The 25,693-nt window shown below is 49.1% G+C and carries 22 protein-coding genes, 1 tRNA gene and 1 pseudogene; 11 read left to right on the top strand and 13 right to left on the bottom strand.

Translation table 11 applies throughout. The annotated features are described in order from the left end of the window. Nucleotides 1-18 precede the first annotated feature (18 nt). Both DS739_RS10620 and DS739_RS10615 read right to left on the bottom strand, forming a co-directional pair. Nucleotides 19-681, bottom strand: a complete 663-nt coding sequence (locus DS739_RS10620) for a hypothetical protein (protein WP_006115914.1) — start codon at nt 679-681, stop codon at nt 19-21. A gap of 54 nt (nt 682-735) precedes the next feature. Continuing rightward, nucleotides 736-1,230, bottom strand: a complete 495-nt coding sequence (locus DS739_RS10615) for a protein-export chaperone SecB (protein ID WP_006115915.1) — start codon at nt 1,228-1,230, stop codon at nt 736-738. Between the two features lie 256 nt (nt 1,231-1,486). On the opposite strand from DS739_RS10615, the gene DS739_RS10610 reads away from it, so the two are divergent. The 5 genes and pseudogenes from DS739_RS10610 to DS739_RS10585 form a co-directional block, all read left to right on the top strand. Further along, nucleotides 1,487-1,834: a lipopolysaccharide assembly protein LapA domain-containing protein gene (locus tag DS739_RS10610; protein WP_035353319.1), complete on the top strand. Its 348-nt coding sequence runs from the start codon at nt 1,487-1,489 to the stop codon at nt 1,832-1,834. After that, on the top strand, nt 1,827-2,540 hold the full coding sequence (pyrF, locus tag DS739_RS10605; protein ID WP_039891688.1) for an orotidine-5'-phosphate decarboxylase: 714 nt from the start codon (nt 1,827-1,829) through the stop codon (nt 2,538-2,540). Before DS739_RS10610 ends, pyrF begins: the two co-directional genes overlap by 8 nt. Nucleotides 2,541-2,567: 27 nt before the next feature. After that, a complete protein-coding gene (locus DS739_RS10600; RefSeq protein WP_006115917.1) occupies nt 2,568-3,209 on the top strand; it encodes a phosphoribosylanthranilate isomerase in 642 nt (213 codons plus the stop codon). A 71-nt stretch (nt 3,210-3,280) separates the two neighbouring features. Further along, nucleotides 3,281-3,371, top strand: a tRNA-Ser gene (locus tag DS739_RS10595). Between the two features lie 475 nt (nt 3,372-3,846). After that, nucleotides 3,847-4,092: pseudogene (locus DS739_RS10585) on the top strand (dihydropyrimidinase); the annotation flags it as partial. 86 nt (nt 4,093-4,178) lie between these two features. Here DS739_RS10585 and DS739_RS10580 read toward each other — a convergent pair. The 4 genes from DS739_RS10580 to DS739_RS10565 all read right to left on the bottom strand — a co-directional run bounded on the left by DS739_RS10580 (nt 4,179) and on the right by DS739_RS10565 (nt 8,921). Continuing rightward, nucleotides 4,179-4,931 carry a hypothetical protein gene (locus DS739_RS10580; protein ID WP_232517467.1) on the bottom strand — a complete coding sequence of 251 codons (753 nt, stop codon included), beginning with the start codon at nt 4,929-4,931 and terminating at the stop codon, nt 4,179-4,181. 239 nt (nt 4,932-5,170) lie between these two features. Continuing rightward, on the bottom strand, nt 5,171-6,661 hold the full coding sequence (locus DS739_RS10575; protein WP_369870176.1) for an amino acid permease: 1,491 nt from the start codon (nt 6,659-6,661) through the stop codon (nt 5,171-5,173). 432 nt (nt 6,662-7,093) lie between these two features. Further along, nucleotides 7,094-7,888 carry a family 1 encapsulin nanocompartment shell protein gene (locus DS739_RS10570; RefSeq protein ID WP_006115920.1) on the bottom strand — a complete coding sequence of 265 codons (795 nt, stop codon included), beginning with the start codon at nt 7,886-7,888 and terminating at the stop codon, nt 7,094-7,096. A gap of 1 nt (nt 7,889) precedes the next feature. Then, nucleotides 7,890-8,921, bottom strand: coding sequence for a Dyp-type peroxidase (locus DS739_RS10565; RefSeq protein WP_035353389.1), 1,032 nt, complete (start codon nt 8,919-8,921; stop codon nt 7,890-7,892). A 335-nt stretch (nt 8,922-9,256) separates the two neighbouring features. Between DS739_RS10565 and DS739_RS10560 the strand changes: the two genes are divergently transcribed. Next, entirely contained in the window at nt 9,257-10,690 is a 1,434-nt protein-coding gene (locus DS739_RS10560; RefSeq protein ID WP_006115922.1) for a cytochrome ubiquinol oxidase subunit I, read from the top strand. Nucleotides 10,691-10,695: 5 nt separating this feature from the next. Further along, nucleotides 10,696-11,712, top strand: a complete 1,017-nt coding sequence (gene cydB / locus DS739_RS10555) for a cytochrome d ubiquinol oxidase subunit II (protein ID WP_035353328.1) — start codon at nt 10,696-10,698, stop codon at nt 11,710-11,712. A 197-nt stretch (nt 11,713-11,909) separates the two neighbouring features. On the opposite strand, the gene DS739_RS10545 is transcribed toward cydB, so the two are convergent. After that, entirely contained in the window at nt 11,910-12,242 is a 333-nt protein-coding gene (locus tag DS739_RS10545) for a hypothetical protein (protein WP_035353331.1), read from the bottom strand. A gap of 350 nt (nt 12,243-12,592) precedes the next feature. On the opposite strand from DS739_RS10545, the gene proP reads away from it, so the two are divergent. Then, nucleotides 12,593-14,053 carry a glycine betaine/L-proline transporter ProP gene (gene proP, locus DS739_RS10540; RefSeq protein ID WP_035353333.1) on the top strand — a complete coding sequence of 487 codons (1,461 nt, stop codon included), beginning with the start codon at nt 12,593-12,595 and terminating at the stop codon, nt 14,051-14,053. 69 nt (nt 14,054-14,122) lie between these two features. On the opposite strand, the gene DS739_RS10535 is transcribed toward proP, so the two are convergent. From DS739_RS10535 to DS739_RS10520, 4 genes are all read right to left on the bottom strand, one after another. Beyond that, nucleotides 14,123-14,869: a 1-acyl-sn-glycerol-3-phosphate acyltransferase gene (locus DS739_RS10535; RefSeq protein WP_035353336.1), complete on the bottom strand. Its 747-nt coding sequence runs from the start codon at nt 14,867-14,869 to the stop codon at nt 14,123-14,125. 98 nt (nt 14,870-14,967) lie between these two features. Beyond that, entirely contained in the window at nt 14,968-15,588 is a 621-nt protein-coding gene (locus tag DS739_RS10530; protein WP_006115926.1) for an SCO family protein, read from the bottom strand. A 4-nt stretch (nt 15,589-15,592) separates the two neighbouring features. Next, nucleotides 15,593-18,397, bottom strand: coding sequence for a DNA polymerase I (gene polA, locus DS739_RS10525; RefSeq protein ID WP_035353339.1), 2,805 nt, complete (start codon nt 18,395-18,397; stop codon nt 15,593-15,595). Between the two features lie 188 nt (nt 18,398-18,585). Beyond that, nucleotides 18,586-19,686 carry a branched-chain amino acid aminotransferase gene (locus tag DS739_RS10520; protein ID WP_035353342.1) on the bottom strand — a complete coding sequence of 367 codons (1,101 nt, stop codon included), beginning with the start codon at nt 19,684-19,686 and terminating at the stop codon, nt 18,586-18,588. Nucleotides 19,687-19,966: 280 nt separating this feature from the next. On the opposite strand from DS739_RS10520, the gene DS739_RS10515 reads away from it, so the two are divergent. Next, on the top strand, nt 19,967-21,430 hold the full coding sequence (locus DS739_RS10515) for a YdiU family protein (RefSeq protein ID WP_035353345.1): 1,464 nt from the start codon (nt 19,967-19,969) through the stop codon (nt 21,428-21,430). A gap of 7 nt (nt 21,431-21,437) precedes the next feature. Here DS739_RS10515 and DS739_RS10510 read toward each other — a convergent pair whose 3' ends face one another. Then, a complete protein-coding gene (locus tag DS739_RS10510; RefSeq protein ID WP_006115930.1) occupies nt 21,438-22,250 on the bottom strand; it encodes an ABC transporter ATP-binding protein in 813 nt (270 codons plus the stop codon). After that, on the bottom strand, nt 22,247-23,365 hold the full coding sequence (locus DS739_RS10505) for an iron ABC transporter permease (RefSeq protein WP_006115931.1): 1,119 nt from the start codon (nt 23,363-23,365) through the stop codon (nt 22,247-22,249). The genes DS739_RS10510 and DS739_RS10505 overlap by 4 nt, the downstream gene beginning before the upstream one ends. A 47-nt stretch (nt 23,366-23,412) precedes the next feature. Here DS739_RS10505 and DS739_RS10500 point away from each other — a divergent pair, with 47 nt between their 5' ends. Both DS739_RS10500 and rpoH read left to right on the top strand, forming a co-directional pair. Continuing rightward, complete coding sequence (locus DS739_RS10500) at nt 23,413-24,426, top strand: RluA family pseudouridine synthase (protein ID WP_006115932.1); 1,014 nt, start codon at nt 23,413-23,415, stop codon at nt 24,424-24,426. 249 nt (nt 24,427-24,675) lie between these two features. Further along, nucleotides 24,676-25,635, top strand: a complete 960-nt coding sequence (rpoH, locus tag DS739_RS10495; RefSeq protein WP_006115933.1) for an RNA polymerase sigma factor RpoH — start codon at nt 24,676-24,678, stop codon at nt 25,633-25,635. Nucleotides 25,636-25,693 lie beyond the last annotated feature (58 nt).

Raw genomic sequence — 25,693 nt, 5'->3', positions numbered from 1 at the left:
TAAAGCAGAAAGGAAAACTTAGAAACGATCAGGCGTAAAGGTGCTGAGGAAATGATAAAGCACATTAGGTGCAAAACCATATTCCACAGCCATAACTGCATCCGGGCTGAGAGCACGATACCATGCAGGATTAAAGTGATCAGACAGCATAATGGAATTGGGTAGTGTGTGTGCTGAATAAAGTAGGTTCATAAATGGCGTAAGGCTGTTCAGGCTTGGGTCAGTCGGTCTGTTTTGCATGTAGACGTTTGGATCAAAAAACAGATGGCCCGAGCGCTTTTCCTTATCGCCGGATCGGAGGAAGTGGTCATACCCATTTACAAAACCGCCAGCTTGCAAATTTTGCTCCGAAATATCGGGGTAGCGCTGAAGATAATACCGTTCGGAAAATAGGTAATGTGGAGAAAAGCTTTTGTATCCCCCATTGCAGTAATGCTCAAAGCCAGAAACGCAGGTGCCGTTTGTAATGGCTTCTGCTGCCTCGGAGCAATTTACCCGGTACCATTCTTCGTTGAAATATCTGTTGGGTGAATGGCCGGAGGATGCCCCTTCGACCTTGTACCATTGTTCAAGCTCATGGTCAGAAAAAGACAACAGAGCATCCATAATTGCGCCGTATTCTGCGCGGTACCAATTTGCGTCAAAGGGGTACCATAAAGCTTCGGATGCTTTACTTGGCATAGTCTGTCATCTTTCGTTTTCAGGTATGGAAATCAAAGGGCCTGAATGCTGTTTTCAGCCTACAGCACGGCGGTTGCGCCACAATGCCGCAAAGTCAATCTGCTGCATGATAACGGGTAGGAAGCCTGCTTCTCGGCATAGAGTGGCCAACATGTTGCGGGCAGCAGGGTAAAGAAGCCGCGGTGCTTCTATAAGAAGCAAGGTTTCAAAAGTTTCTGCTGTTGCATGTTGCAGCGTAAAGATACCTGCATAAGTCAGATTCACATCAAATAAGGGGACAACTTCTTCCCCTTCTCGTTGTGCAGGAAGGTGCCCCTGACAGCGCAAGATCAGTTCAACTTCAAAGTTGGGCTGGTTTTCACCCATTTGATGGGCACGTACATCTACAGAAACACCAAGGTGAGGGCGTTCTGTTACGCGTGAGTAAATGGCTGGTGCCCCAAGAACCTGAAATTCAACAGATTTAACATATTGGATTCCCATCATAACAGACGGCGCAGGAGATGTGTGAGATGCGCCGCCAAGTGAATCTGCAGTTTCGGTATTCATGATGGATGTCTGATCCTCAGGAGTAATGTCGCAAACAAAAATAGCTCATTATTCAGGAAAAATGAGCAAAACAATATAATCCGCACCAGCCCTACCAGATTCAGACAGTTGCGGCGAGAGGAAACACAATAAACTTCTTTTCTGTTGTAGCTCTGGCAACGGTCTAAAAATGTGTGAAATATTTTATCACTAAGCTTGCGGTTGATGGTATCCAGTCGCTTGTTCTTTGCGTGTGATACGGTTACGACTTGATGCCATGATCAGGCTGATAATTGTTGTCCCATTCCTGCTGGCGCTTGTGGTGTTCAGTGCCAGTAATCAGGATCCGCTCGATATGTGGTTGCTGACATATAGCTGGAAGTCTTCAGCTGGTGTGTTGGCGCTGTTGGTAGCTGCTGTTGCCTTTTTGCTGGGAGCTTTCTGTTTGTGGACGGCAGAATTCAGGCAACGCCGGCGTGCGCGCAAGGCAGAGCAACATGTAAAAGAACTGGAAGCGCAGCTTGCCCAAGTGCAGGCCGTATCTAGCATGCCAGTGGCCCCAGCGCCCGTAGCCATAGCGACTCCGCCTGTTTCGCCTGCAAATGGAGCAGAACCACATGTCTGATACAGCAAGGCAAATAGGTTTGATTGTGGCGTTGGATACGCAAGACCCGGCGCAGGCCAAGGCATGGGCGCATGCGGTGCAAGGTGTTGCGGGTGTTATCAAGCTTGGTATGGAATTTGCTTATGCAGCAGGCTTTCAGGCTGTGGCAGATCTAGCTGGGCAGAGGCCTTTATTTCTGGATCTTAAGCTGCACGACATTCCCAATACTGTGGGAGCCGCTGTAAAAGCGCTTTCTCATTTGCGCCCTCGTATGCTGACACTGCATGCTGTTGGTGGTGCAGAAATGATGAAAGCTGCACGCAAGGCGTGTGATGAGGCTTTCCCGGAAGGAGAGCGCCCATTACTGCTGGCTGTAACTGTGTTGACCAGTATGGATGATCAGGCCTTGGCAGAAGTAGGTGTGCCGGATGATACGCGCACGCAGGTTTTGCGCTTGGCGCATCTGGCAATGAAGTCCGGGATGGATGGATTGATCTGCTCCGCGCATGAACTCAAGGCGCTGCGAGAAGTTCTGGGTGACAAGCCTGTGTTGGTAACGCCAGGTATTCGGCCCGCAGGAGCAGCTAAGGGTGATCAGAAACGCGTTATGACGCCTGCGGAAGCACGCGCTGCCGGAGCAGACTGGATTGTGGTGGGAAGACCCATAACTCAGGCTGCAGATCCAGCAGCAGCAGCAGCAGCAATTGCTGCGGAACTGACAGCATAAATCTGCTGCATATAGCTGGAGTAGGTTATGAGCAGCGTTCGGACAGGCGTAAAAATCTGCGGCATTACAGAAGAAGCCGGGCTGGAAGCCTGCATGAAATATGGCGCAGATTGGGTCGGCTTTGTTTTTTTTGAACGCTCTCCTCGCTATATAAATGCATTGCGGGCAAAGGTTTTAGCTGCCCGGGTTACAGACGGCATCAAGAAAGTCGGGCTCTTTGTACGCCCTGGCGATGCTGATTTGGAACGCGTGTTGGGTCAGGTCGATCTAGATATATTGCAGCTTTATACAACGCCTGAACGCGCCGTGCAGATACAAGACAAGTTTGGGCTGCCTGTTTGGTTATCCATTCCAGTTGCCTCACAGGCAGACTTGCCACAACAAAGCATAGTGGAACGGCTTGTGATTGAGCCTAAGCCCCCAGTTAATGCAACACGCCCGGGTGGTAATGCGCAGCGCTTGAACTGGGATATGCTGCAAGGTTGGAAACCTGCTTATTTGTGGATGTTGGCGGGGGGGCTAAATCCCGAAAATGTAGGACAAGCCGTTGCAACAACCGGAGCAGCAGCGGTGGATGTTTCATCCGGCGTTGAAAGTGCGCCTGGCATTAAGAATCCGGATGCAATTGCGCGTTTTATCCATAATGCGCGCACTTCAGCCGTTGGTTGAGATAAAAACTTTATTTTTTCCGCTTTAGGTCTTGTTTGTTCCGAAAATTTTGCTATTACCTCTCTCGCGTCGGAGAGATGGCCGAGTGGCTTAAGGCGCACGCTTGGAAAGCGTGTGTACGTTAATAGCGTACCGAGGGTTCGAATCCCTCTCTCTCCGCCATAACGTAATTTTCCTTTAAAAATAGTCAGTTCAATTGAGCTGTAGAGCTACAGCGTTTTGTGATGTTGTTCCGTACACAAGATACATACAATATTTTCCGATGCCCTAAAGCTTGGTACGGCTATAAGGTTGCAGGCTAATTGTACGAGTAGGATAGCAAAAAGTAGGGCCGCAAATACATCGTATAGTGGAAGGCCTAAAGTGAATAGACTTTCAACGGTGATGTATTCTGCTACACTATGAATGTCCGACATCCATAAAAGCAGATAATCTTTCCATTGTCATGTGCGTGTAGCAGATGGTTCTAACTCTTCATTTATTAAACGATTACGATGTGTTCCATCCATAATGCTTTCCTACATTACGATTCGAATACGAAATATATTATTGACCAATTAGTCAGAATAAAAATACGATTTCGATACAAAATATCATTTATCCTTTAACGATTGGAAAACAGAAAGGCAGTCCTCTCCTGCTTCATGTTAAAGGCGGAGCGCTTATTATAGCAGAAGGCAGTATGCGAGCAGACATTCTGTGTGGCCCAGATGGAAAAATTGCTCATGTAGCAAACACGATAGAAACACCATCGGGTTGTGATGTTGTGGATGTCGCAGGGTTATTGGTAATGCCGGGAGGTATAGACCCGCATACTCATATGGAAATTCCTTTTATGGGCACAATTGCAAGTGATGATTTTTATACTGGAACAGCTGCTGGCGGAGGCGCTGAAGAAAAACCCCCACTCATGAGTGGGGGGTAGGAAAATAATGAATAAGGGAAATGACCTGAGTTCTGTAAATCTAGTTAGTATAATGCGTTAAAGGCAAATTGTGGTGATACAATGCGGGATGTGTTATGTCCCGCATAATACACGGAAACACCAGCAATAACGCCATAATTAGGTGTCCAGTTGTATTCTAGTGCTGGGGCAACCTGCCAATCTCCCGAACCGGAACTCAGTTCATCTACTTTCAAAGCAGAAGCATAATGGCCTTTTAGGCGGGTGCCATTAGCCCAATCTCGTGCCACGTCAATTGCAAAAACCCATCGCTGTGTAATGCCATATTCCAAGGAAAATCCTGCTTCACCATACATGCCGGGCTGTCCGTGGCCGCGAAAACCGCGTGTGGTACCATAACTGGTAACATCTCTTAGATGAGCAGAATTAAGAGCGCGCCGGAAGGTTGCCCATAGCCGTAACCGCAACTCATGGTTATTGGGCATGGTGTATGTGGATTGTTCAGTTAATGTCGCGCGATATGTGTAAACGCCGCTGCCAACGCCATCCTGTGAGCGTCCGAGGTGAGAGTAATCACCTGTAGGAAAGGAAACGCCGGTAATAAGGTTGAGTGTGGGAATAAACCGTTTGGGATCTGCCGTAAGATAGCGCCACATGAGATCAACTGGCACATCTCCAATTTTCAGGCCGCTACTGGTTGTATCTCCATGCTTCCACCGGTAGCTGATAGCTGGCGTGGTCTGAATGCTCAGGTAATCCGTTAAGGCGTACCGATAAATGGTAAAGCTGGTAACCGATTGCTGACGCGGGGAGGACATGGGCACATTGTTATTGTGCGGACCGATCATACCTGAAGGTACAGAGTAGTACATATAGGGTTCTAAAAGAAACATACCCTGTTTAGAGAGAGGGCCTGAAGGAGAAACCAGAGACCCAGTGTACCATTGATCGGCCGCGCATGCGCTTTGGGAATATGTGCTTACAGTGATGGCAGATAGGACAAGGGGCAGAAGAAAACGCAGAGATTTATCAGAAAAATATCTGAAAATAGTGCTCATCAAATGTGCTCCTTGGAAACTTGATTGTTTTCCGCACATGGAAAGCCTGCATCATCGGTAAGTTCCACAGAGGAGAGTGTTTGTGGAACAATATTCTGTGGTTTCTGGTTGGAGGTCTTCCACCCAATAATCAGCACAAGAGCCAATAATGGAATGGCAGCGATAGACATGGTGCCGGTTGGGTAATCCAGTGCCATCAGCAGTAAAATGCAAAGGAAAAACACAATACTTAACCAAGATGTAAAAGGGGCACCGGGCATTGCAAAACCCGTAGGGGCAATACGACCTGCCTTAATGGCCTGACGTAATTTGATCTGGCATAAGAGAATAAAGCACCATGTGCTGATAATCCCCAGAGATGCCATGTTGATTACGATTTCGAAAATTTGTGATGGCAACAGGTAATTTAATCCAACACCAACCAGATAAATGGCAACAGTTGTGAGAATGGCTGCTGCTGGAACAGATTGTTTGTTCATATACGATAGGTAACGTGGTGCGGAACCGTTAAGTGCCAGAGCCCGAAGTACTCTGCCTGTGGAATAGAGGCCTGAGTTTAGACTGGAGAGTGCTGCGGTGAGCACTACAATGTTCATAACGGAATCCATCCCCGGAATACCGAGTTTGGAAAAAAATGTAACAAATGGGCTAATGCCTGCCTGATAAGAGGACCATGGCAGAAGCAGCACAAGAAGAGTAACAGTGCCAACGTAAAAAATAATGATCCGCCAGATAACATTGTTAATGGCGGATGGCAGGATTTCGCGTACATTCTGGCATTCACCAGCGGCAGTGCCAATCATCTCAATGCCGAAATAGGCAAATACAACGCCTTGCATCAGGGCGAGTGCAGGAAGTGCCCCATGAGGGAACAGGCCTCCATGCTCAGTAATCAACTGTAGGCCAGTCGTATGTCCATCAATCGGAACGCGCAGGCCTAAAATAGCACTTCCAACAACAAGAAAAATTAAAAGTGCTGCAACTTTAATAAGCGAGAACCAGAATTCCATCTCGCCAAACCATTTTACACCAATCAGATTCATTGATGTAATAACCATAAGGGCCATAAACGCCATAACCCATTGCGGAACAGCAGCAAATACACCCCAGAAATGCATGTAAAGGGCTATGGCGGTAATATCGACAATACCTGTCATGGCCCAACTAAAGAATGAAAGCGCACCTGCGACATAAGAAGCACGAGGCCCTAGAAATTCCAGCGCATAGGAAACAAAACTACCGCTGGTAGGCCGGTACATAACCAATTCCCCTAGTGCTCTGAGCATAAGGAAGGAAAAAATACCGCAAACTAGGTAAACTATTGCAAGAGAAGGCCCTACAGCTTGAAGCCTGCTTCCCGCACCCAGAAAAAGACCAGTTCCAATAGCGCCTCCGATAGAGATCATTTGGATCTGACGTTTGCCTAAAGCTTGTTTGTATCCTTCTGAAGTCTGTTGAAGAGGGTGGGATGAAGAAGTTTTTGTGTCCAAAATTTCTATCTCCATGACAACAGACAGTGCGAAATCTGCAATATATTTTATGGAACGCATCTTGTTTCGATAATGCAATAACAGTAATCGCAGGATCAGGGAAGTCATTGCAGAATCGAAACACCATAGAGTTAATGTATAAAATGTTTTACAAAAATAAACTTAATATGTATTATTTAAATATATATTGACTTTATAGGTGAGTATTATCGAATTTACTTAAATTAAAATGCAAATCACAAAGTAAAAATTTTTTTATATATTATATAGTGAAGTTGAGAATATATTATAATATCTCAATCAAGATTTGTTTTTTCTGAATACGAATAAATAGTTAATTTATAAAAGCTGATAAATACTGATATTTATTAGGCGTTTAAGTGAGGTGTCGTTACCATTTTATTGTAAATGGCACGACACCTCATCAAAAAGTTACTCGATGCAGACAGTCGCTTCGCTTGTAAGCACGCGGAAAGTAAAGCTTTCCTGAAGATACAGCTCAACGGTTTCTGCCGTATGGCTTAGATAACCGATGGAAAAGTCCTGCCCGATATCAAGCTGCAAATCTCCACCGCGCTTGGAGATAACAAAAGCACCTTCAATAGCCGGAGCCCAGATGGGTTCACCTTCAATCAGGCTCTCAATATGTTTGAGAACAGGGTAGCCAACATCATCTCCACCGCTTACAGCCTGATAGGCTTTGGTGCCAAGAACAAGAGAATAGGGGCCATTCACGCCAGCAAGACGCAAGGTATCCAATGCAGCAGTAATGGCATGCGGATAATCTTTTGCAGAAGCTGGCAGCTTTGTATGTGGGTTAGATGATCCCTGCCGAATGCCTGTAATTCCGGCAGCGGCATAGCCATCAAAAATGGCACGATCCTCTGCGAAAGCAATTTTCTGGGCAGCATCCTTAACGGGCTGCCAATCAGAATCCAGAGAACCACGTTCTACAGCATCAATTTCTTCGCGCGATAAGGTAAAGGGAACCCGCAGTTCCACAAGGGGAAGCACTTCGCGCTGTACGGCCTGTATGCCATCGCTCAGGGAGCTGATTTGTTTATTGCGGCCAGTACCAACGCTGGAAAATGCTGTGCCTTTTGGTTCTGGTGTGTCAACCACGCGCCGTCCGGCCAGATTGCGGCAGATTGTGCGAGAAGCTTCCTGTTCAATTTCGGCCCAGGCAACGTGGGAAATGGGTGCAAGATGTTTATGCAGGTTGTTCATTTCAGGCGTCCTTATTGTTTAATGATCCAATTCCAAGGGAACCGTGAAGAGGTTTTGTGTTTTGAGAAGCAGATGCAGGTTCTGGAGATGCCTGAATATTTTCTGTGCTCATGTTGGGAGCATCGTCAAGGAAGTCACTCGTGGGAATGAAGAAAAGTGACCCGGTTACCGCTGTGCTTACATCTAGAATTCTATCGTAATTGCCAGGAGGCTTGCCGATAAACATATTTTGTAACATCTGTTCTGTGCGTGCAGGAGAACGCGCATAGCCAATAAAGTATGTGCCAAACTCTCCTTTACCCACTTCTCCAAAAGGCATGTTGTCACGTACAATCTGAAGTTGCTGTCCGTTTTCTTCAATGTTTGTAAGAACATTGTGCGCGTAGCTGGGCTTGGCTGCTTCGGGCAACTCTATGTCGGATACTTTTTTGCGGCCAATGATGTGTTCCTGAACTTCAGTTGGGATGGCATTCCATTTTTTAAGATCATGCAGGTATTTCTGCACAATAACGTAACTGCCACCCGTAAAAGATGGATCTTCATCTCCAATAACTGTTGCCGCAAACGCCGCTTGTCCTGTTGGATTTTCGGTGCCATCAACAAAACCGAGCAGATCTCGTGCATCAAAATATTTAAAACCGTGCACTTCATCTACAACTGTTGCAGCACCTTCCAAGCGGGAAGTTAGGGCTGTTGCCATCTCAAAGCATAAATCCATACGCGTGGCACGGATATGGAACAGAAGATCTCCCGGTGTTGAGGGGGCATGGTGCACGCCGTTAATTTCCTGAAAGGGATGGAGTTCCTTTGGGCGAGGAGCTCCAAAAAGCAGATCCCATGCGTTTGATCCAATACCGGTAATACAACTTAATTTGCCATCTGGAATACGAAACCCGACACCTCGCACAAGTGACGAAATATCGCCAAGGAGATCTAAAACCTGAGTGCGAACTGTCGGGGCATCATTCAGGGTCATCACAAGGAAAAGGGCTGATTGTGTTAATTTCGTATCAACTGGCTGCGGTGTAACCACTGTGAGGGAACTCCTGAATGCATAACGCGTTATATAATCACGACTGATACCTAGCATAGGCAGATGAATATTTGAGGCAAGATGGAAGGTGGTATCAAATAAACGCATCCATCGGATAATAAATTTTCATGATAAGTATCTTTTATCATAAGATAAACAAAAGGTCTTGGACGAACATTTTCTGTTGATTTATTTTAAATACCAAATCATGGAGGTGTTGTTTCCGGTGCATAATGCGTAATTATAGAATTTATGGCGTATAGATAGAATTTTTGTTGCTATCCAATGTCAATTTTCGGTCAAAATACCACTAATTATAAGTTTGGAAAGAACCTATGCAACCTGCGCATGATATTGCGCTTCTTTTGGCGCGCTTCCAGTTTGCCTTTACTGTAGGTGTTCATATCATCTTTCCGGCCTTTTCAATCGGGCTGGCAGCTTACTTGGCTGTATTGGAAGGATGCTGGCTGAAAACCGGACGTTCTGTTTTTCTTGATCTGTATCGATACTGGATCAAGGTATTTTCGATCGTTTTTGGTATGGGTGTCGTGTCCGGTCTGGTGATGTCGTATGAATTCGGCACGAACTGGTCGGTTTTTTCTCAAAAGGCAGGCCCCATTACCGGGGTTCTTTTGTCTTATGAAGTTATGACAGCATTTTTTCTTGAAGCCGGATTTCTAGGCATCATGCTGTTCGGCATGAACAAGGTGGGGCGTAAACTGCACTTTGCCGCCACATGCTGCGTATCTATAGGCACTTTAATTTCCATGACGTGGATTCTTTCTTCCAACTCATGGATGCAAACGCCACGTGGCTATATGATAGACCCCGCAACTGGGCGTTTTTTGCCAGCAGATTGGCTGGCTATTATCTTTAATCCGTCCTTCCCTTTCCGGCTGGTACATATGGGGTTGGCAGCCTTTTTGTCTGTTGCCTTTATTGTTGGCGCAACAGGTGCGTGGCACATGCTTAAGGCACGGCGTGAAGGAAAAGTGGCCACGGCTCCAGTGCGCACCATGTTTTCCATGGCCATGTGGATGGCAGCTATTGTGGCCCCGCTACAGATTATGGCGGGTGACGCGCATGGCCTGAATACCCTGAGATATCAGCCAGCAAAAATTGCAGCTATGGAAGGGGATTGGGATTCAACGTCTCGCGCGCCAGAGCTTTTGTTTGGCATCCCCAACATGAAAACCGAGCACACGGATTATGCAGTAAAAGTTCCGCTGCTGGGTTCCCTGATTTTAACACATAGTCTGGAAGGTAAAGTGCCGGGGCTAAAAGACTTCCCGCGCGATCAACGTCCACCTTCACAGGTTATTTTCTTTTCCTTTCGTATCATGGTTGCGCTTGGTGTGCTCATGATGCTGGTTGGCTTTTGGTCTCTGTGGCTGCGGCGCACACGCACCTTGTTTACAAATGCTGTGTTTCATCGTGTTGCGGTGTGTATGGCTCCGGCTGGTTTTCTGGCCCTGCTCTGCGGTTGGGTTACCACGGAAGTGGGGCGGCAGCCTTGGACTGTTTATGGTCTTTTAAGAACATCACAGAGTGTTTCACCAATTATGCTGCCAAGTATGGCTGTAACAATGACAGCTTTTGTTGTGGTGTATGTCATTGTGTTTGGGTCTGGCATTGGCATTTTGGTGCGCCAATTAGGGCATGAGCCGCAAGAGGGAGAGCCAGAAGCAAGTTCCGCAAATGCATCCGATATTTTGGCAGAACGCATGCATCCGGAAGTTATTGAATCTTCTTCTGGTAAAGGAGCTTGAGCACAATGGATCTTACATATTGGCTCCCGGTTATATGGGCCGTTATCTTGGTGGCGGCTATTTCGATCTACGTCATTCTGGATGGTTTTGATCTTGGTATTGGTATGCTGTTTGCATTGGAGCGGGATCCAGGCCGCCGGAATGTAATGGTCAGCACCATTGCGCCGGTATGGGATGGTAATGAAACATGGATGGTACTTGGTGGGGCTGTGCTTTACGGCGTATTTCCCGGGGCGTATGGCACGCTTCTGCCAGCATTTTACCTTCCGATCATTCTTATGTTGTTGGCGCTGATTTTTCGTGGTGTGGCATTTGAATTCCGGGTTATGACGCATGGCACAGGCCGTGAGACATTGTGGAATGTTGGTTTCATGCTTGGGTCTGGTATTGCGGCGTTCTGTCAGGGTGCCATTCTTGGAGGTGTTGTTCAGGGTGTAAAAGTTGTTGATGGAGCTTTTGCCGGAAGCGCGTTTGATTGGCTGACGCCGTTTAGTATTCTATGCGGTATAGCCGTGATGTGTGGTTATGCCCTGTTGGGGGCAACTTGGCTGATCTGGCGCACTACCGGAGTGCTGGAAGCTTCTTGCCGCCGTTGGGCCAGTAAATTGGCCATAGGGCTGTTTCTGGGGATTATTGCAGTAAGTCTTTGGACACCACTTTTGCATGCACCTTATTTACGCCGTTGGACAGATTGGCCAAATGTCGTTCTCGTTCTTCCTGTGCCAATTCTTGTAGCTGTGTTGGGGGTACTGTTTGTACGTGGTTTGCGGCATGAGCATTCCAAAGGCCCATTTTTATGTGCTCTGGGCTGGTTCTTTTTATGCCTTTCTGGTTTGGGGATTACGGTTTGGCCTTATATTGTTCCGCCCGGTCTGACACTTTGGGATGTGTCCGCTCCCCCAAGTAGCCAATTGTTCCAGCTTGTTGGCACAGTTATTCTGCTGCCGATTATCCTAACCTACACAATTTATTCCTATCGTGTGTTTCGCGGAAAGGTAACGGAAACAGATGGCTATCACTAAAATTGTTCAGGGAAATGGAGATGGTGCCCCAAAAAATATTGGGGCACGGATTGGATGGTTTGTGGCGATCTGGACACTGAGTACCATAGTATTTGTTGCTGGGGCTTCTTTGTTACACTTGATAATCCCGAAATAAATTAGGCTTTAATTTCCCCTATTTTAAATTACAAATAGGGGAATATCTTAACGAGTGTATTTTATTTTGAGATAGAAGTATTTCCTCTTTGTTGTTTTACAGGATTATTTTTGTCTGTTTTAGAAAAATCTTCAGCATTTTCTAATTGATTGCGTGGTGTGCTTTTAAAGGGCGGGATTTTTTGTCCAGGAAAGTAGTAAGGCCCCCGGTAATTTTGATCGAGCTGAGCGTTATTAAGCTTGTCGACCATATTATTACCCGTTCCATCAGAATAAATGGAAGATTGCGGCATGGGGGTAGGCTTCTGCAGTTTAGGAGCGCTGTGCGCCAAAGCTGGCAGTATCAGGCATCCCAAAGCCATTCCAGTATATATGATTTGGTTTATGCGTGACATGAGGGCTTTCTCTTTGCTGAGTATAGGCAGGTGAGAGATGATGGGCCTATCAAAACAGAAGCCTTCTTATAACCACTCATGACTATGAGATGTTCCTCTGGGAGCGCAAAAATTTTTCATTCAAAAATGCAACCTTCGTATTGGTATTTCGTCTCTGATCTATCGGTTTGTTTTATATAATCTGGATTTATTTGGGTAATTTAAAGTATTGATTTTAAATATATAAATGAATATATCGTATGGAATATCATAAAATAGTATAACTTAGAAAAATATTGAATAAATTTCTACATAATGATAATATTTTAGATGCACATTACGTATGAAATTAAGAGGTGAGGAAATATTTTATGAAAGATTCTGGAACGGCGCACGCGCATTTTGGTTGGTTTAAGCGCCGTAAACAGATGAAGCCGCAGGACATTACTGTTGTTGATGCCCAGATGTTAAACAAGGCAGTAGGCGCGGCTGCTTTGGGTAATGCCATGGAGTGGTTCGACTTTGGTGTCTATGGCTATATTGCTGTCACACTGGGGCAGGTCTTTTTTCCATCGGATGATGCTGCCTCCCGTCTGATTGCAACTTTTGCTACGTTTACCGTAGCATTTTTGGTGCGGCCTCTTGGCGGTATGGTTTTTGGACCGCTGGGAGATAAGTACGGCCGCCAGAAAGTTCTGGCTTTTACAATGATTGCAATGGCAATCGGCACTTTCTCCATTGGCCTTATCCCGTCTTATGCTCAAATTGGTTTATGGGCGCCTTTGCTATTGCTGCTGGCCCGTTTGGTGCAGGGGTTCTCAACTGGCGGTGAGTATGCCGGGGCAGCCACCTTTATTGCGGAATATTCTACCGATAAAAATCGGGGGCTTATGGGGAGTTGGCTGGAGTTTGGTACTCTGGCTGGTTATGTGGCAGGTGCTGGTATTGTAACGGCTTTGCAGATTGGCCTTAGCCATACGGCCATGCTGCAATGGGGATGGCGTATTCCTTTTTTAATTGCAGGCCCACTAGGGCTTTTGGGTGTGTATATGCGTTCCCGGCTAGAAGAAACGCCAGCTTTTCAGGCATACGCCGAACAGGCCGCGCAGCGGGATGATGAAAAGCCGGGTTGGGGTGAACTGCTGCGTGTGCATTGGCGGCAGTTGCTAAAGTGTATGGGCCTTGTTCTGGTATTTAACGTAACCGATTACATGTTGCTGACGTACATTCCCAGCTATTTGACGGTTGCTTTGGGATACGCCGAAAGCAAAGGGCTTTTGCTGATTATCATTGTCATGCTGATGATGATGCCACTGAATGTTATGGGTGGGTATTTAAGCGATAAACTGGGCCGCCGACCAATGATTATTGGGGCCTGTGTTGCCCTTTTGGTTCTCTCTATTCCTTCTGTTCTGCTGTTGCAGAGCGGAAATGATTGGTTGATCTTTTTGGGTTTGATGCTTCTTGGCCTAGCACTTGTTTGTTTTACCAGCAGTATGCCTTCTACTCTGCCAGCACTTTTTTATACCCCGATCAGATATACGGCGCTTTCTATGGCGTTTAACGTATCTGTTTCAATGTTTGGCGGCACAACACCGCTGGTAACAGCATGGCTGGTTGGGCATACGGGCAATTTGCTAATGCCTGCATATTATCTCATGTTTGCAGGGGGTATTGGTATTGTGACAATGCTGACAGTAAAGGAAACCGCCTGTATGCCTTTGCGTGGATCACCACCCGCAGTGGGAAGCGAGGCTGAAGTTAAAAAGATCCTTCAGGGGGATCACCCTATCACAGTGGATTCTACGTTACCGTCTATTCCTCAGGAATAAGGTAAAGTTAGGAACACTTCGTAGGATGCAGGCCCAGCATGAAACTCTCATGCTGGGCCTGTTTTGCCTTTAAGTTAGATGGTCTTTCAGCCAGTTTTCAACAGTCTCAAGTAATGCGCGCCCACTGGCTTCATCTCTGGTAGGAGCGGGAAAGCACGGGCCAGTTTGTATCTGGTAACGCATGGGGAGGGGCGGCTGTTTTAGAAAAGACCAACCCTGCGAAAGATAAGGTGAATCTGTTTTGATCAAAATGGTCTGCACTGGCAGGCGTGTGCATTGGGCAATAGCAGCAAAGCCTGGCTGCATGGGGCTGGGTTCTGTTCCTGCGCGGGAGCGCGTGCCCTCAGGAAACAATAGTAATTGATTGCCTTCTTGCAGACGTTCAGAGGCAGGGCCAATGAGCCGCAAAAGACTATCATGCCGGATATAGCCCGCAGTGCGTAATGTACTGCCCAAAGTTGGGCGTTCCCAGATGGAGGCTTTGGTAACGCAAACCAGATGCGGCAAGGCAGAGGCCAGAATAAGGCTATCCAACCGTGAAGGATGGTTGGCAACCAGTATAATGTTGGGAACGTTTTTAAGTGTATTGAGTTCTGTTAGATCACATTTCAAAATATCGGCAGCTTCAAGATAACGCACGGCAAGCCGTGCCATGAAACATAGCCATGCTTGGCCTATTTTGCGGCGTTTTGACCCTTCTGGCAAAGCGTGCCGAAGAAGGAAAGATCCTGCATCCAGCGCCAGAAAAATAATACCAATAACGGCAAGTGATGCATAAAACCGTAAGCTGGTACCAAGTTTTGAAAATAATGACATGAGAATACAGTACAGCTCTGGCAAGAAGAAAAGACATGCAGAACACATACATGACGCCACGGTGTAGAGGGCATGGCGTCATGTATATTTAGAGTAGATTATTCACCGTTCTGAGATTGCATAATACGGCGTAGATCCGCTGCCATATGGGCGCTATCTGCACGGGCATCAACCATTCCCTTATAACGCACCTCCGGCCCCATCACCACAAACTGTGGAGACATCCGCATGGTATATGTCCATTCAGGATCAGGCACCTTTTCGATAGGGGCATGATATTCCTTTGCCAGATCAGCCAAAGCAAAGGGCGCTGCTGTGCCGCTTACAATACGCGGGCCAATACTTTCACCATATTGGCGCAGGCGCTCTGCATCATCTCTGTCTGGGTCAAGGCTTACAAAAATGATAACAGCATTGTGCCTGCCACCTTCTACCTGATCCAATGCGGCAGACATATTGCGCAGGGCTGGGGCGCAGGCGTCTTCTGCGCAGTGTGTGGCGCCAAACAGAACAAGCATCCAACGGTTACGGAAGGTCTGATCCGTCATGGTGCCAGTTGTGGAATCCATCAGGCGGAAGGAACCTCCCACCTCGTTACCATAAGTGTTTAGTTGCACGCCGTGTTTTAAGGCCAGGTGAGTGGCCGTGTAGCCTCCGGCGGCTGCCAGAGCCAGCACGCCAAAGGTCATGAGGGCTATACGTTTTCCAGCCGGTGTCATGGTCTTAATGTGCCTCCGCCCAATTTTGGCCTATTCCGGTTTCTACAACCAGCGGAACAGCAAGATCTGCTGCTGCTTCCATAACGTTTTTAATAATTTCTGCCACAGCTTCAGCGTCTGATTCATCTGTTTCAAATAACAGTTCATCATGCACCTGCAGGAGCATGCGTGTTGCGCCAAAGCCTGCTTTTTGTAGAGCCAGTGGCAAATGAACCATGGCGCGTTTTATAATATCTGCAGCACCACCTTGTAAGGGAGCATTGATAGCTTGTCGCTCGGCATATTGGCGTCTGGCAGCACTTTTTTCATGAATGCCCGGCACATAGCAGCGGCGGCCAAAAGGCGTGAGAACATAGCCATGGGTACGTGCTTCTTCCCGCATGCGTTCCATGTAATCACGAATGCCGGGGTAACGGGCAAAATAGGCATCTATATAAGTGCGTGCTTCACCAGCAGGAATGCCAAGCTGTTTGCCTAGCCCAAAGGCTGAAATGCCGTAAATAATGCCAAAATTAATGGCTTTCGCGCGCCGTCGCGTAAGGGCATCCATACCCTCAAGCGGGATATTGAACACTTCCGATGCCGTGCGGGCGTGAATATCCTGCCCGAGCTGAAAAGCTTCACGCAATGCAGGAATATTGGCAACATCGGCCAGTAGCCGCAGTTCGATTTGCGAATAGTCAGCAGAAATTAGCTTTTTGCCAGATGGCGCAATAAAGGCCTGCCGGATGCGTGTGCCTTCTTCCGTTCGCACTGGAATATTTTGCAGGTTGGGATCAGTCGAAGATAAGCGCCCGGTGGAGGTGATAGCCATTTGGAAAGATGTATGCACGCGGTCATCCCGCCCGGCTTGGCGCAAGAGCGCATCCGTATAAGTGGATTTCAGCTTGGCAAGTTGTCTCCATGCTAAAATACGCGCAGGCAGATCATGCCCTTGGTCGGCTAGATCCTGCAATACAGAGGAATCTGTGCTCCACGCTCCGGCCTTGCCGCGTTTGCCACCCTTCAGGCCCATTTCGTCAAACAGGATTTCCCCCAATTGTTTGGGGGAGCCGATATTGAACTGTCGCCCGGCGGCTTCGTAAATATCGTTTTCCATGCCCTGCATACGAGCTTCAAAATCTTTGGAAAGCCGGTCAAGCTCTGTACGATCTACAGCAATGCCAGCTTTTTCCATATCGGCCAGAATAACTGAAAGCGGGCGTTCAATCTGTTCATAAAGCGCCAGTGCCTTGTTGGTGCGCAGCGTGGGGTGCAGCACATACCAGAGGCGCAAGGTTACATCGGCATCTTCAGCCGCATATTTGGTAGCTGTTTCAACAGGAACTTGCGCAAAAGGCACGCGGTTACGGCCTGTGCCGGTCACACTGTCATACGTAATGGGCGTATGGTTTAAATGCAGGTTAGAAAGCTCATCCATACCTTGCCCATGCAACCCGGCAGACTGGCTGTAAGAGATTAGCATAGTGTCATCAACAGCGGTGATGCTGGAAAGCGGAATGCCCGCATGATCCAGAATGAGCAGATCAAACTTGGCGTTATGGAAGATCTTTAAAACGGCATCATCCTGCAAAAGTGGTGCCAGAAGTTTAAGGGCCGCATCAACAGCAAGTTGTTCACCCGTGGGAGCTTCCAGAGTGCCTTCATGTTTTAATGGCACATAGCAGGCTTTGCCCGGAGCCGTTGCAATAGAAAACCCAACAATATTAGCCGCCAGCGGGTCTAACCCATCTGTTTCTGTATCAACGGCACAGATACCGGCTTCCTGCGCTGTGCTGATCCATTTTTGCAAAGCTTCTGCTGTGCGTACGGTTTCATAGTCATGATATGGCGCAGAAAGTACAGAAGCATCGGTGGTTGGCGCGGTATCAGCAGCAGGCGTAGTGGCTCCGGCAACAGATGCTGCAGCCACTTTTTTTGCTGCACGATGTGCGTGGGCGCCAGAGGGATGCCCAAGCCCCATACGGCTGAGGATGGAACGAAAGCCCATGCGATCCAGCCAGTCTGCCAGCATTAGCATGTCTGGCTCACGCGTGTTGAGCTCATCCACCGGCACGGGGAGGGGAACATCTGTAGCAAGTGTTACCAATTGCAGAGAAACGCGAGCGGCTTCGGCGTGTTCAATCAGCATATCACGCCGCTTGGATTTTTTCATTTCCGGCGCGGCATTCAAAACAGCTTCCAGTGTGCCATATTCCTGCACAAGGGCTGCGGCTGTTTTGGGGCCAATACCGGGCACACCGGGAACGTTATCTGTGGGGTCTCCCATCAGGGCCTGCACATCCACTACTTTTGTAGGGGGCACCCCAAATTTGGTTTCCACTTCTGCAGGGCCAACAGGTGTTTGCTTGATTGGGTCCAGCATGCAAACGCCATCCCCCACCAACTGCATGAGATCTTTGTCTGAAGAAACAATGGTGCAGGTACCGCCCTGTGCCCGAATGGCTGTTGCGTAGGATGCAATAAGATCGTCTGCTTCCCATCCGGGCAGTTCGATGCCCGGCACATTGAAGGCCTGTGTGGCCTCCCTGATCAGGCTGAACTGGGGGCGCAGGTCTTCAGGCGGTTCGGGCCGGTGTGCTTTATACTGCGGATAAATTTCTGAACGGAATGTCTGGCGGCTGGCATCAAATAACACAGCCAGATGGGTGCCTACATGGTCTTTAAGCAAACGAGCCAGCATGGTGGTAAAGCCATAAACGGCATTTACGGGCACACCTTCTGGGCTGGTCATGGGCGGGAGGGCATGAAAGGCGCGGAAAATAAAGCCGCTGCCATCTACCAGAACCAGATGGGGTGTTTCTGTCATACTGATGCAAACCGTGTAAGCGGAAGGGAAGGCAGAAAGAAAGCCATAGGGTTTGGATATGCCCCTTGGGTTTTGATGTCCAGCACTGGGCACCTGGCTTTCTGGAGGGTGTTAAGGCCCGTAACAGACAAATACCCCGGCGAAGGCCGGGGTATAGGGGGTATGTTTACAGGAAAGGCACCTGCAAGTTAGCCAATTTTTTTAACCCAGCCATGCGGGTCTGCTGCGCGGCCAAACTGGATATCGCACAAAGCTTTACGTAGGCTGCTGGTGACCTCACCTGTCTGGCCGTTACCAATGGTGCAGCCGCCTTCTGTGCTTTTGAAGGTGCCAATGGGTGTCACAACAGCGGCTGTGCCACAGGCAAACACTTCTTTCAGCTTGCCGGAATCGGCATCACCATAAAGCTGATCAATAGCGTAGCGTTCTTCTTTTACCTTAAGACCACGATCACGCGCCAAGGTGAGAAGGGAATCGCGCGTAATGCCGTGCAGAATGGTGCCGCTATCCAGCGGAGGTGTTTGCAGGGTGCCATCTTCAAACACCATCATTACGTTCATGCCACCCATTTCTTCCAGCCAGCGGCGTTCCTGCGCATCAAGGAACAGAACCTGATGGCAGCCATGTTCCTTGCCTTCCATCTGGGCCGTTAGGCTGGCGGCATAGTTGCCACCACACTTGGCCGTACCCGTTCCCCCGCGGGAGGCACGAACAGTGCGTTCTTCCACCCATACGGAAACCGGGCCGGCATCCTTGGAGAAATATTCACCCGCGGCACAGGCAATCACAATAAACTTGAATTCAGATGCCGGTTTCACGCCCAACGCGGCTTCTGTGGCAATCATGAAGGGGCGGATATACAGCGTGCCGACTTCTGGCTTGGGCACCCAGTCCTTATCCAGTTTTACAAGCTGGGTGACTGCTTCCAGAAAAAGTTCTTCAGGCACCTGCGCCATAGCCATACGTTCGGCAGAATGGCGGAAGCGGCGGGCATTTGCATCTGGGCGAAAAAGCTGCACGCTGCCATCTGGAGTGCGATAGGCCTTCATGCCTTCAAAAATTTCCTGCGCGTAGTGCAATACGGATGCCGCAGGGTCCAGCATCAACGGCTGGCGGGGCAGGATTTCAGCAGAATGCCAACCCTTACCTTCCGTATAAGTGACAACAGCCATGTGGTCGGTAAAAACGCGGCCAAAACCCGGATTGGCCAGCATGGCTTCCCGCTCTGCTGCGGGGGTAATGTCTGTTTTGCGGGTAATCTTGAAGGCGGTGTCAGATTCGGTGGTCATGGGTTCTGCTGTCTCCACGGCGCTGGGGTCTGAGCCAGATAGTCTGGCGGCTCCGTTGCCTCGGTTCTTTTTTTGCTATCAGACGTTCTTATATCTTAGGTCTGAGTTGGCAGGCTTGATGGGGCTTTTCCTATCATGTTCATGCTTTATGTGCCAGAGAGCCAGACAGGCATGCCCCGTAGGGCGGTTTTGCATCTGGCGGAATAGGTGGCTGCTTTCGGCAAGGCAGGCTGTTATCGGGCCACCTGGGCACTTCCGTCTTTTTCCGGAGAAATGCGTTATGGCACCACTTCCTTTCCAACAAAGCTATGCAGCATTGCCAGAGCGGTTTTATGCCAGCGCGCCTCTTTCTCCTGCGCCAGATCCCAAGCTGATCCGGTTGAATTACGCCTTGGCAGAACAACTTGGGCTGGATGCACAATGGCTGGCCAGCCCGCAGGGCGTGGCTATGTTATCTGGCAGTGCAATGCCAGAAGGTGTGGATCCACTTTCCACGGCGTATGCGGGGCATCAGTTTGGCAGCTTTAATCCGCATTTGGGCGATGGGCGCGCCTTGTTGCTGGGGGATGTGCAGGACGCTCAGGGCCATGTGTGGGAAGTGCAGCTTAAAGGTTCTGGCCCTACACCGTTTTCACGCAGGGGGGATGGCCGCGCTGTGCTGGGGCCTGTGTTGCGTGAATATGTGGTCAGTGAGGCCATGCACGCCTTAGGTATTCCCACAACTCGTGCGCTGGCTGCCGTAAAAACAGGCATGGCTGTTTTACGTGAAACCATGTTGCCTGGGGCTGTTCTGGCACGTGTGGCTTCCAGCCATATCCGGGTTGGCACGTTTCAGTATTTTGCATCGCGGCAGGATTTGGCAGGGCTGCGGATTTTGGCGGATTTTGCCATTGCCCGGCATTACCCGCAGGTAGCACAAGGCCCAGCGCCGTATCTGGAGTTTCTTCAGCAGGTTATTGCGGCTCAAGCCAAGCTTATCGCGCAGTGGATGCTGGTTGGGTTTATTCATGGTGTAATGAATACGGATAATATGGCCGTATCAGGGGAAACCATAGATTATGGTCCCTGCGCTTTTATGGATCAGTATGCCCCCAATACCGTGTTCAGTTTTATTGATGAGCGCGGGCGTTACGCCTTTACCAATCAGCCAACAATCGCCTTGTGGAATCTTACGCGCTTGGCGGAAGCCTTGTTGCCACTTCTTTCTGAGGATGAAGATGAAGGCGTGGCCTTGGCTGGGCAGGCGCTTGAGCAATTTGGTGGACTGTTCCATGGCGCATATTTTGCGGGATTGCGTGCAAAACTTGGTTTAAAAACACAGCAAGCCAAGGATGAAACATTCTTCCATGCTTTGTTTGCTCAGATGCAGGAGCATCAGGCTGATTTCACCAATACCTTCCGCAGTTTGAGTGATGAGCGTGTGATAGCGGGTGAGTATGTGCCCGATACGTTAGAGGGTATGCAGCCATGGCTGCACCAATGGCGGCAGCGCTTAACGCAGGAAGCGGAAGAGGCGCCAGCGATACGGGCAGAGAATATGCGCCGCGTAAACCCGTGTTATATCCCGCGCAACCATCTGATAGAGTCCATGATCGGCACTGCTGTGAATAATGATGATTATACGCTGTTTGAGGAAATGCTGCGCCTTACCGCATCACCTTATACAGAGCAGGCAGATATGGCGCGGTATGCGCAACCACCCCAGCCTGAAGAGCGCGTAAGATATACATTCTGTGGCACGTAATCGCCGCTTATACGCAACCGGTAATGACGATAAAGCGGTGGTTATCGGCTGTGGTTTCAATGCGTGCCGCTACACGGTACACAGTGCGTAACAATGCTGGAGTTAAGACCTCCGCCGGAGGGCCGGAGGCAATAATACGGCCTTCGTGCAGCACACAAACCAGATCGCACAAGTTTAACGCGATGTTCAGATCATGTAGCACCATCACTGTAACAAGGTTGTTTGCACGCGTGATCTGCGTGAGTAGTTTTGTAACAGCATACTGATAATGCAGATCCAGCGCACTAAGTGGTTCATCCAGCAACAAGGCCTGCGGTTGGCGGCCAAGAGCCTGAGCCAGACCAATGAGCTGACGTTGACCGCCGGAAAGCTCATTCAATTTTCGCAATGCCAGATGGGCAATATTAAATTGCTCCAAAAGGCTTAGTGAAACCTCAATATCTTCTTCATTTGGGGTATCAGCAAAACGTTGCCCTTGCTTGTTGGGCATAACACGTTTTGCAGCCAGCATAGCTTCTAGCGCAGTGATATTAACAGGTGCGGGCAGGGCTTGCGGAAGATACAGGCAGTGTTGGGAACGTTCAGGCAAACGCATGCTGGTAAGCTGAAGACCATCCAGCGCAATAGTGCCTTGAGCAGGTAATAGGCCACTCATGGCGCGTAACAAGGTGGATTTGCCGCTGCCATTTGGCCCCAGCAGGGCACAGATACGCCCATGTGGAAAGCGAGGTGTTGTTAGATCATCCAGCACCGTATTGCGTCCATAATGGACGGTGAGATTTTGTGCTATCAGGCCAGAGGAATATTTGCCTGCTGTCATACCATTGGCCGCTGTTTAAGGATAATGGCCAGAAAGAATGGAATGCCCACCAGTGAGGTAATAATACCAAGAGGCACCACAATGCCCGGCACCAAAATACGCGCAACCAAAGAAGAAACAGACAAAATAAGCGCGCCGGTGAGTAAGCTGCCGGGTAGGCTGAAATGATGATCTTCTCCCACCAGTCTGCGTGCAATATGTGGGGCTACTAATCCCACAAACCCGATCACGCCCACAAAAGCAACGGAAAGAGCGCATAAAAAACTGATACGTAAAAGCGTTGCTCGGCGTAGCCGCGGGACATCCACCCCAAGACTGGCGGCGCGCTCTTCTCCCATTCTTAAAAGAGTCAGCCTTCCAGCAGAGCGCAAAGAGAGTGGGAAAATAAGAACCAGACTGCCAGCCAACAAAGCTAAAGAGGCCCATGTAGCGCGGCTGAGGCTACCGAGTGTCCAGAAAACCAGATCTTGCAGCGTATCTTCACTGGCAACAAATTGCATAAGAGCAACAAGCGCCTGAAACGAAAAAACAAGCGCAACCCCACAAAGAATAACCGTGCTGGTATCGGCTTGTCGGAAGCGTGTTAGCATATCCAATGCAAAAACGGAGAAGACCGAGAACACAAAGGCACACCCTGCTACCAGCCAGTTATCGGGCACGCCTGTAATGTGCCATTGTAAAACAATAGCTAAAGAAGCTCCAAACGCTCCGGCAGCGGAAACACCTAATGTAAATGGGCTGGCTAATGGATTGGCCAGAACTGTCTGCATTTCTGCACCTGCCAAGCCCAGAGCGCCACCTATGCAGGCAGCCATGAGGGCATAAGGCATCCGAATTTGCCATACAATAATGGCAGTTTGCTGCGGCACAGATGCTGAATTGAACAGTGTATGCAAAAAGAGGGTTGGAGAGAGATGAGCAGGCCCAACCAGAAAATTGGCACCAAGTGAAAGTACAACCCCTATAGCCAGACAACCAAGGATAAACAGCCGTTTATAGATGCTGGCACGATATGTAACTTGCACAGCAGTAAGGTCTGGCAGCGTGTTCTTGAGGCCCGGCATAGCATCCTGTGCTTGACGGTGTGCAGTGGAAAAGGCTTTGTGCGTTTTCATCTTTTCCTTCTGCATGAAACTCGAAAAACGGATAGGTGTTGGCACAGATGGTTATAATGCAAAATGGTTATGATCCATCTTTGCCCGTAAAGGAAACATCCTTCTCCTTTACGGTAACGCCAGAGCAGGCAGGAGAGCGGATTGACCGTTTTCTGGCAGCTATAATGGAAACGCTTTCACGCTCACGCATTAAAAGCCTAATTGAAGAAGGGCACCTTAAGTGTGATGGCGTGTGCATAAGAGAACCGGCCGCCATAGCTCGTGCTGGCATGAAAGTGGAATTGACCATTCCACCCGCAGCCCCCGCAGTGCCGCAAGGAGAGGATATTTCTTTCACCGTTTTGTACGAAGATGATGATCTGATTGTGCTGGATAAGCCCGCGGGCCTTGTTGTGCATCCCGCGCCGGGGAATGAGACAGGTACGCTGGTTAATGGCCTGATTGCCCATTGTGGTGAAAGCCTGAAAGGTATTGGGGGAGAACGCCGCCCGGGTATTGTGCATCGGCTGGATAAAGATACCTCTGGCGTTATGGTGGCAGCTAAAACAGAGATGGCACATCAAGCCTTGTCAGAAGATTTTGCCGCTCGTCGGATAGACCGTACCTACTTGGCCTTTTGCTGGGGGCTACCCAATCCGGCGGAGGGAGATTTTGAAGGGGCAATCGGGCGCGATAAGCGAGACCGCAAGCGCATGGCGCTCACCCCCAAAGGCGGAAAATGGGCGCTCACACATTACCGCACGTTGCAGGCTTTTGGCACGGGGGCTGCCCTTGTGGCCTGCAAGTTGGCAACAGGGCGCACACACCAGATCCGTGTGCATTTTTCTGCGAACGGACACCCTTTGATAGGCGACCCGCTGTATCTGCGTCGGATTCCCGCAGCCTCTCGTGTACTGCCTTCTGCGGCCCGTGCTGCTGCTCTGGACTTTCCGCGCCAAGCTCTTCATGCCGCGCGGTTAGGGTTTATACACCCCAGAACAGGTGAAAAATTGCTGTTTGAAACCCCTATGCCGGAAGACATGCAGGCATTGGAACGCAGCTTGAAGGCTGATCAGGAATAGGTTTTTCGATTCGGAAACGAGAAACAGGACTGCACAGGTCCAGAAATATGGCTGTCTTCTGCCATGCATCTTAGAATTCTTGACACATGTGCTTTTTCCAGCGCACCCTATTACACCCACTAGGCCTTGGAAACCGTAGCCGAACTGGTGGGAAAGCCTCTTTTCAGTTTGCCGCTCATACGGAGGGCAGAGGAATTGAGGGTTAAGACATCTGTCCATCGCATGACTGGATCTTGCCTCTTTTTATGAATGCATTGCGGGCGTTACGGGAACCCAAAGCATTCAAGGGAGTTTCCAGTTCAGGGGAGTAGTCAGCACATGGTATCTTCCGTTATCAATGTTGGGCCTGAAAACAATCTTTCAAGGTACCTTCAGGAAATCCGCAAATATCCTCTCCTCACACCAGAAGAGGAACTCAGCCTTTCACGTCTGTGGCGCGATAAAGGAGATGTTAAAGCCGCGCATCAGCTTGTAACTTCTCATCTGCGTTTGGTTGCAAAAATTGCCATGGGTTACCGTGGTTATGGCCTGCCAATCAATGAACTGATTAGCGAAGGCAATATTGGCATGATGCAGGCCGTAAAGCGGTTTGATCCAGAAAAAGGGTTCCGCTTGGCCACATATGCCATGTGGTGGATTCGTGCAGCCATTCAGGAATACATCCTGCATAGTTGGTCTTTGGTGAAAATGGGCACCACTGCGGCTCAGAAAAAGCTGTTCTTCAATCTGCGCCGCCTGAAAGGGCAGATGCAGGCCATTGATGATGGTGATCTGAAGCCAGAGCAGGTGAACAAGATTGCTACAACACTGGGTGTTTCTGAACAGGATGTGGTGGATATGAACCGCCGCATGGCAGCCCCAGACCATAGCCTGAATGCACCCATGCGGGCCGATCAGGATAGTGAATGGCAAGACCGGCTGGTTGATGATCACACCAATCAGGAAGACGTTTACGCTGAGAATGAGGAACTTTCTGGCCGTAAAGCGCTGCTTTCTTCCGCCATGGAAAATCTGAACGAACGTGAACGCCGGATTTTTACGGAACGCCGGTTAAAGGATGATCCCTCAACGTTAGAAGAATTGGCGCACGAATATGGTATCTCGCGCGAGCGGGTGCGCCAGATTGAGGTGCGTGCGTTTGAAAAAGTGCAGGCGGCCATGAAGAAGGAAGTTCAGGCCCGGCGCGAAGAAACCTCCCAGAATACGTAATAAGCTTTGGCGTTTCCTAATTGCAGGCCATGCAGGCAGGAAACGCCAAAATGCTTAT

It is taken from the genome of Acetobacter sp. JWB (assembly GCF_003323795.1).
GTDB lineage: Bacteria > Pseudomonadota > Alphaproteobacteria > Acetobacterales > Acetobacteraceae > Acetobacter > Acetobacter oryzifermentans.
The sequence above is the reverse complement of the archived record's forward strand: the minus strand, read 5'-3'. Positions and strand labels throughout refer to the sequence as shown.

Coding starts and splice junctions, on each gene's coding strand:
- DS739_RS10530 (WP_006115926.1), bottom strand. CDS start 15,588: ATGACACCGGCTGGAAAACGTATAGCCCTCATGACCTTTGGCGTGCTG.
- DS739_RS10545 (WP_035353331.1), bottom strand. CDS start 12,242: ATGTCACGCATAAACCAAATCATATATACTGGAATGGCTTTGGGATGC.
- DS739_RS10615 (WP_006115915.1), bottom strand. CDS start 1,230: ATGAATACCGAAACTGCAGATTCACTTGGCGGCGCATCTCACACATCT.
- DS739_RS10505 (WP_006115931.1), bottom strand. CDS start 23,365: ATGAAAACGCACAAAGCCTTTTCCACTGCACACCGTCAAGCACAGGAT.
- DS739_RS10600 (WP_006115917.1), top strand. CDS start 2,568: ATGAGCAGCGTTCGGACAGGCGTAAAAATCTGCGGCATTACAGAAGAA.
- proP (WP_035353333.1), top strand. CDS start 12,593: ATGAAAGATTCTGGAACGGCGCACGCGCATTTTGGTTGGTTTAAGCGC.
- DS739_RS10510 (WP_006115930.1), bottom strand. CDS start 22,250: ATGACAGCAGGCAAATATTCCTCTGGCCTGATAGCACAAAATCTCACC.
- polA (WP_035353339.1), bottom strand. CDS start 18,397: ATGACAGAAACACCCCATCTGGTTCTGGTAGATGGCAGCGGCTTTATT.
- DS739_RS10610 (WP_035353319.1), top strand. CDS start 1,487: ATGATCAGGCTGATAATTGTTGTCCCATTCCTGCTGGCGCTTGTGGTG.
- DS739_RS10500 (WP_006115932.1), top strand. CDS start 23,413: ATGGTTATAATGCAAAATGGTTATGATCCATCTTTGCCCGTAAAGGAA.
- DS739_RS10520 (WP_035353342.1), bottom strand. CDS start 19,686: ATGACCACCGAATCTGACACCGCCTTCAAGATTACCCGCAAAACAGAC.
- DS739_RS10620 (WP_006115914.1), bottom strand. CDS start 681: ATGCCAAGTAAAGCATCCGAAGCTTTATGGTACCCCTTTGACGCAAAT.
- DS739_RS10560 (WP_006115922.1), top strand. CDS start 9,257: ATGCAACCTGCGCATGATATTGCGCTTCTTTTGGCGCGCTTCCAGTTT.
- cydB (WP_035353328.1), top strand. CDS start 10,696: ATGGATCTTACATATTGGCTCCCGGTTATATGGGCCGTTATCTTGGTG.
- DS739_RS10580 (WP_232517467.1), bottom strand. CDS start 4,931: ATGTCCTCCCCGCGTCAGCAATCGGTTACCAGCTTTACCATTTATCGG.
- DS739_RS10535 (WP_035353336.1), bottom strand. CDS start 14,869: ATGTCATTATTTTCAAAACTTGGTACCAGCTTACGGTTTTATGCATCA.
- pyrF (WP_039891688.1), top strand. CDS start 1,827: ATGTCTGATACAGCAAGGCAAATAGGTTTGATTGTGGCGTTGGATACG.
- DS739_RS10570 (WP_006115920.1), bottom strand. CDS start 7,888: ATGAACAACCTGCATAAACATCTTGCACCCATTTCCCACGTTGCCTGG.
- rpoH (WP_006115933.1), top strand. CDS start 24,676: ATGCATTGCGGGCGTTACGGGAACCCAAAGCATTCAAGGGAGTTTCCA.
- DS739_RS10515 (WP_035353345.1), top strand. CDS start 19,967: ATGGCACCACTTCCTTTCCAACAAAGCTATGCAGCATTGCCAGAGCGG.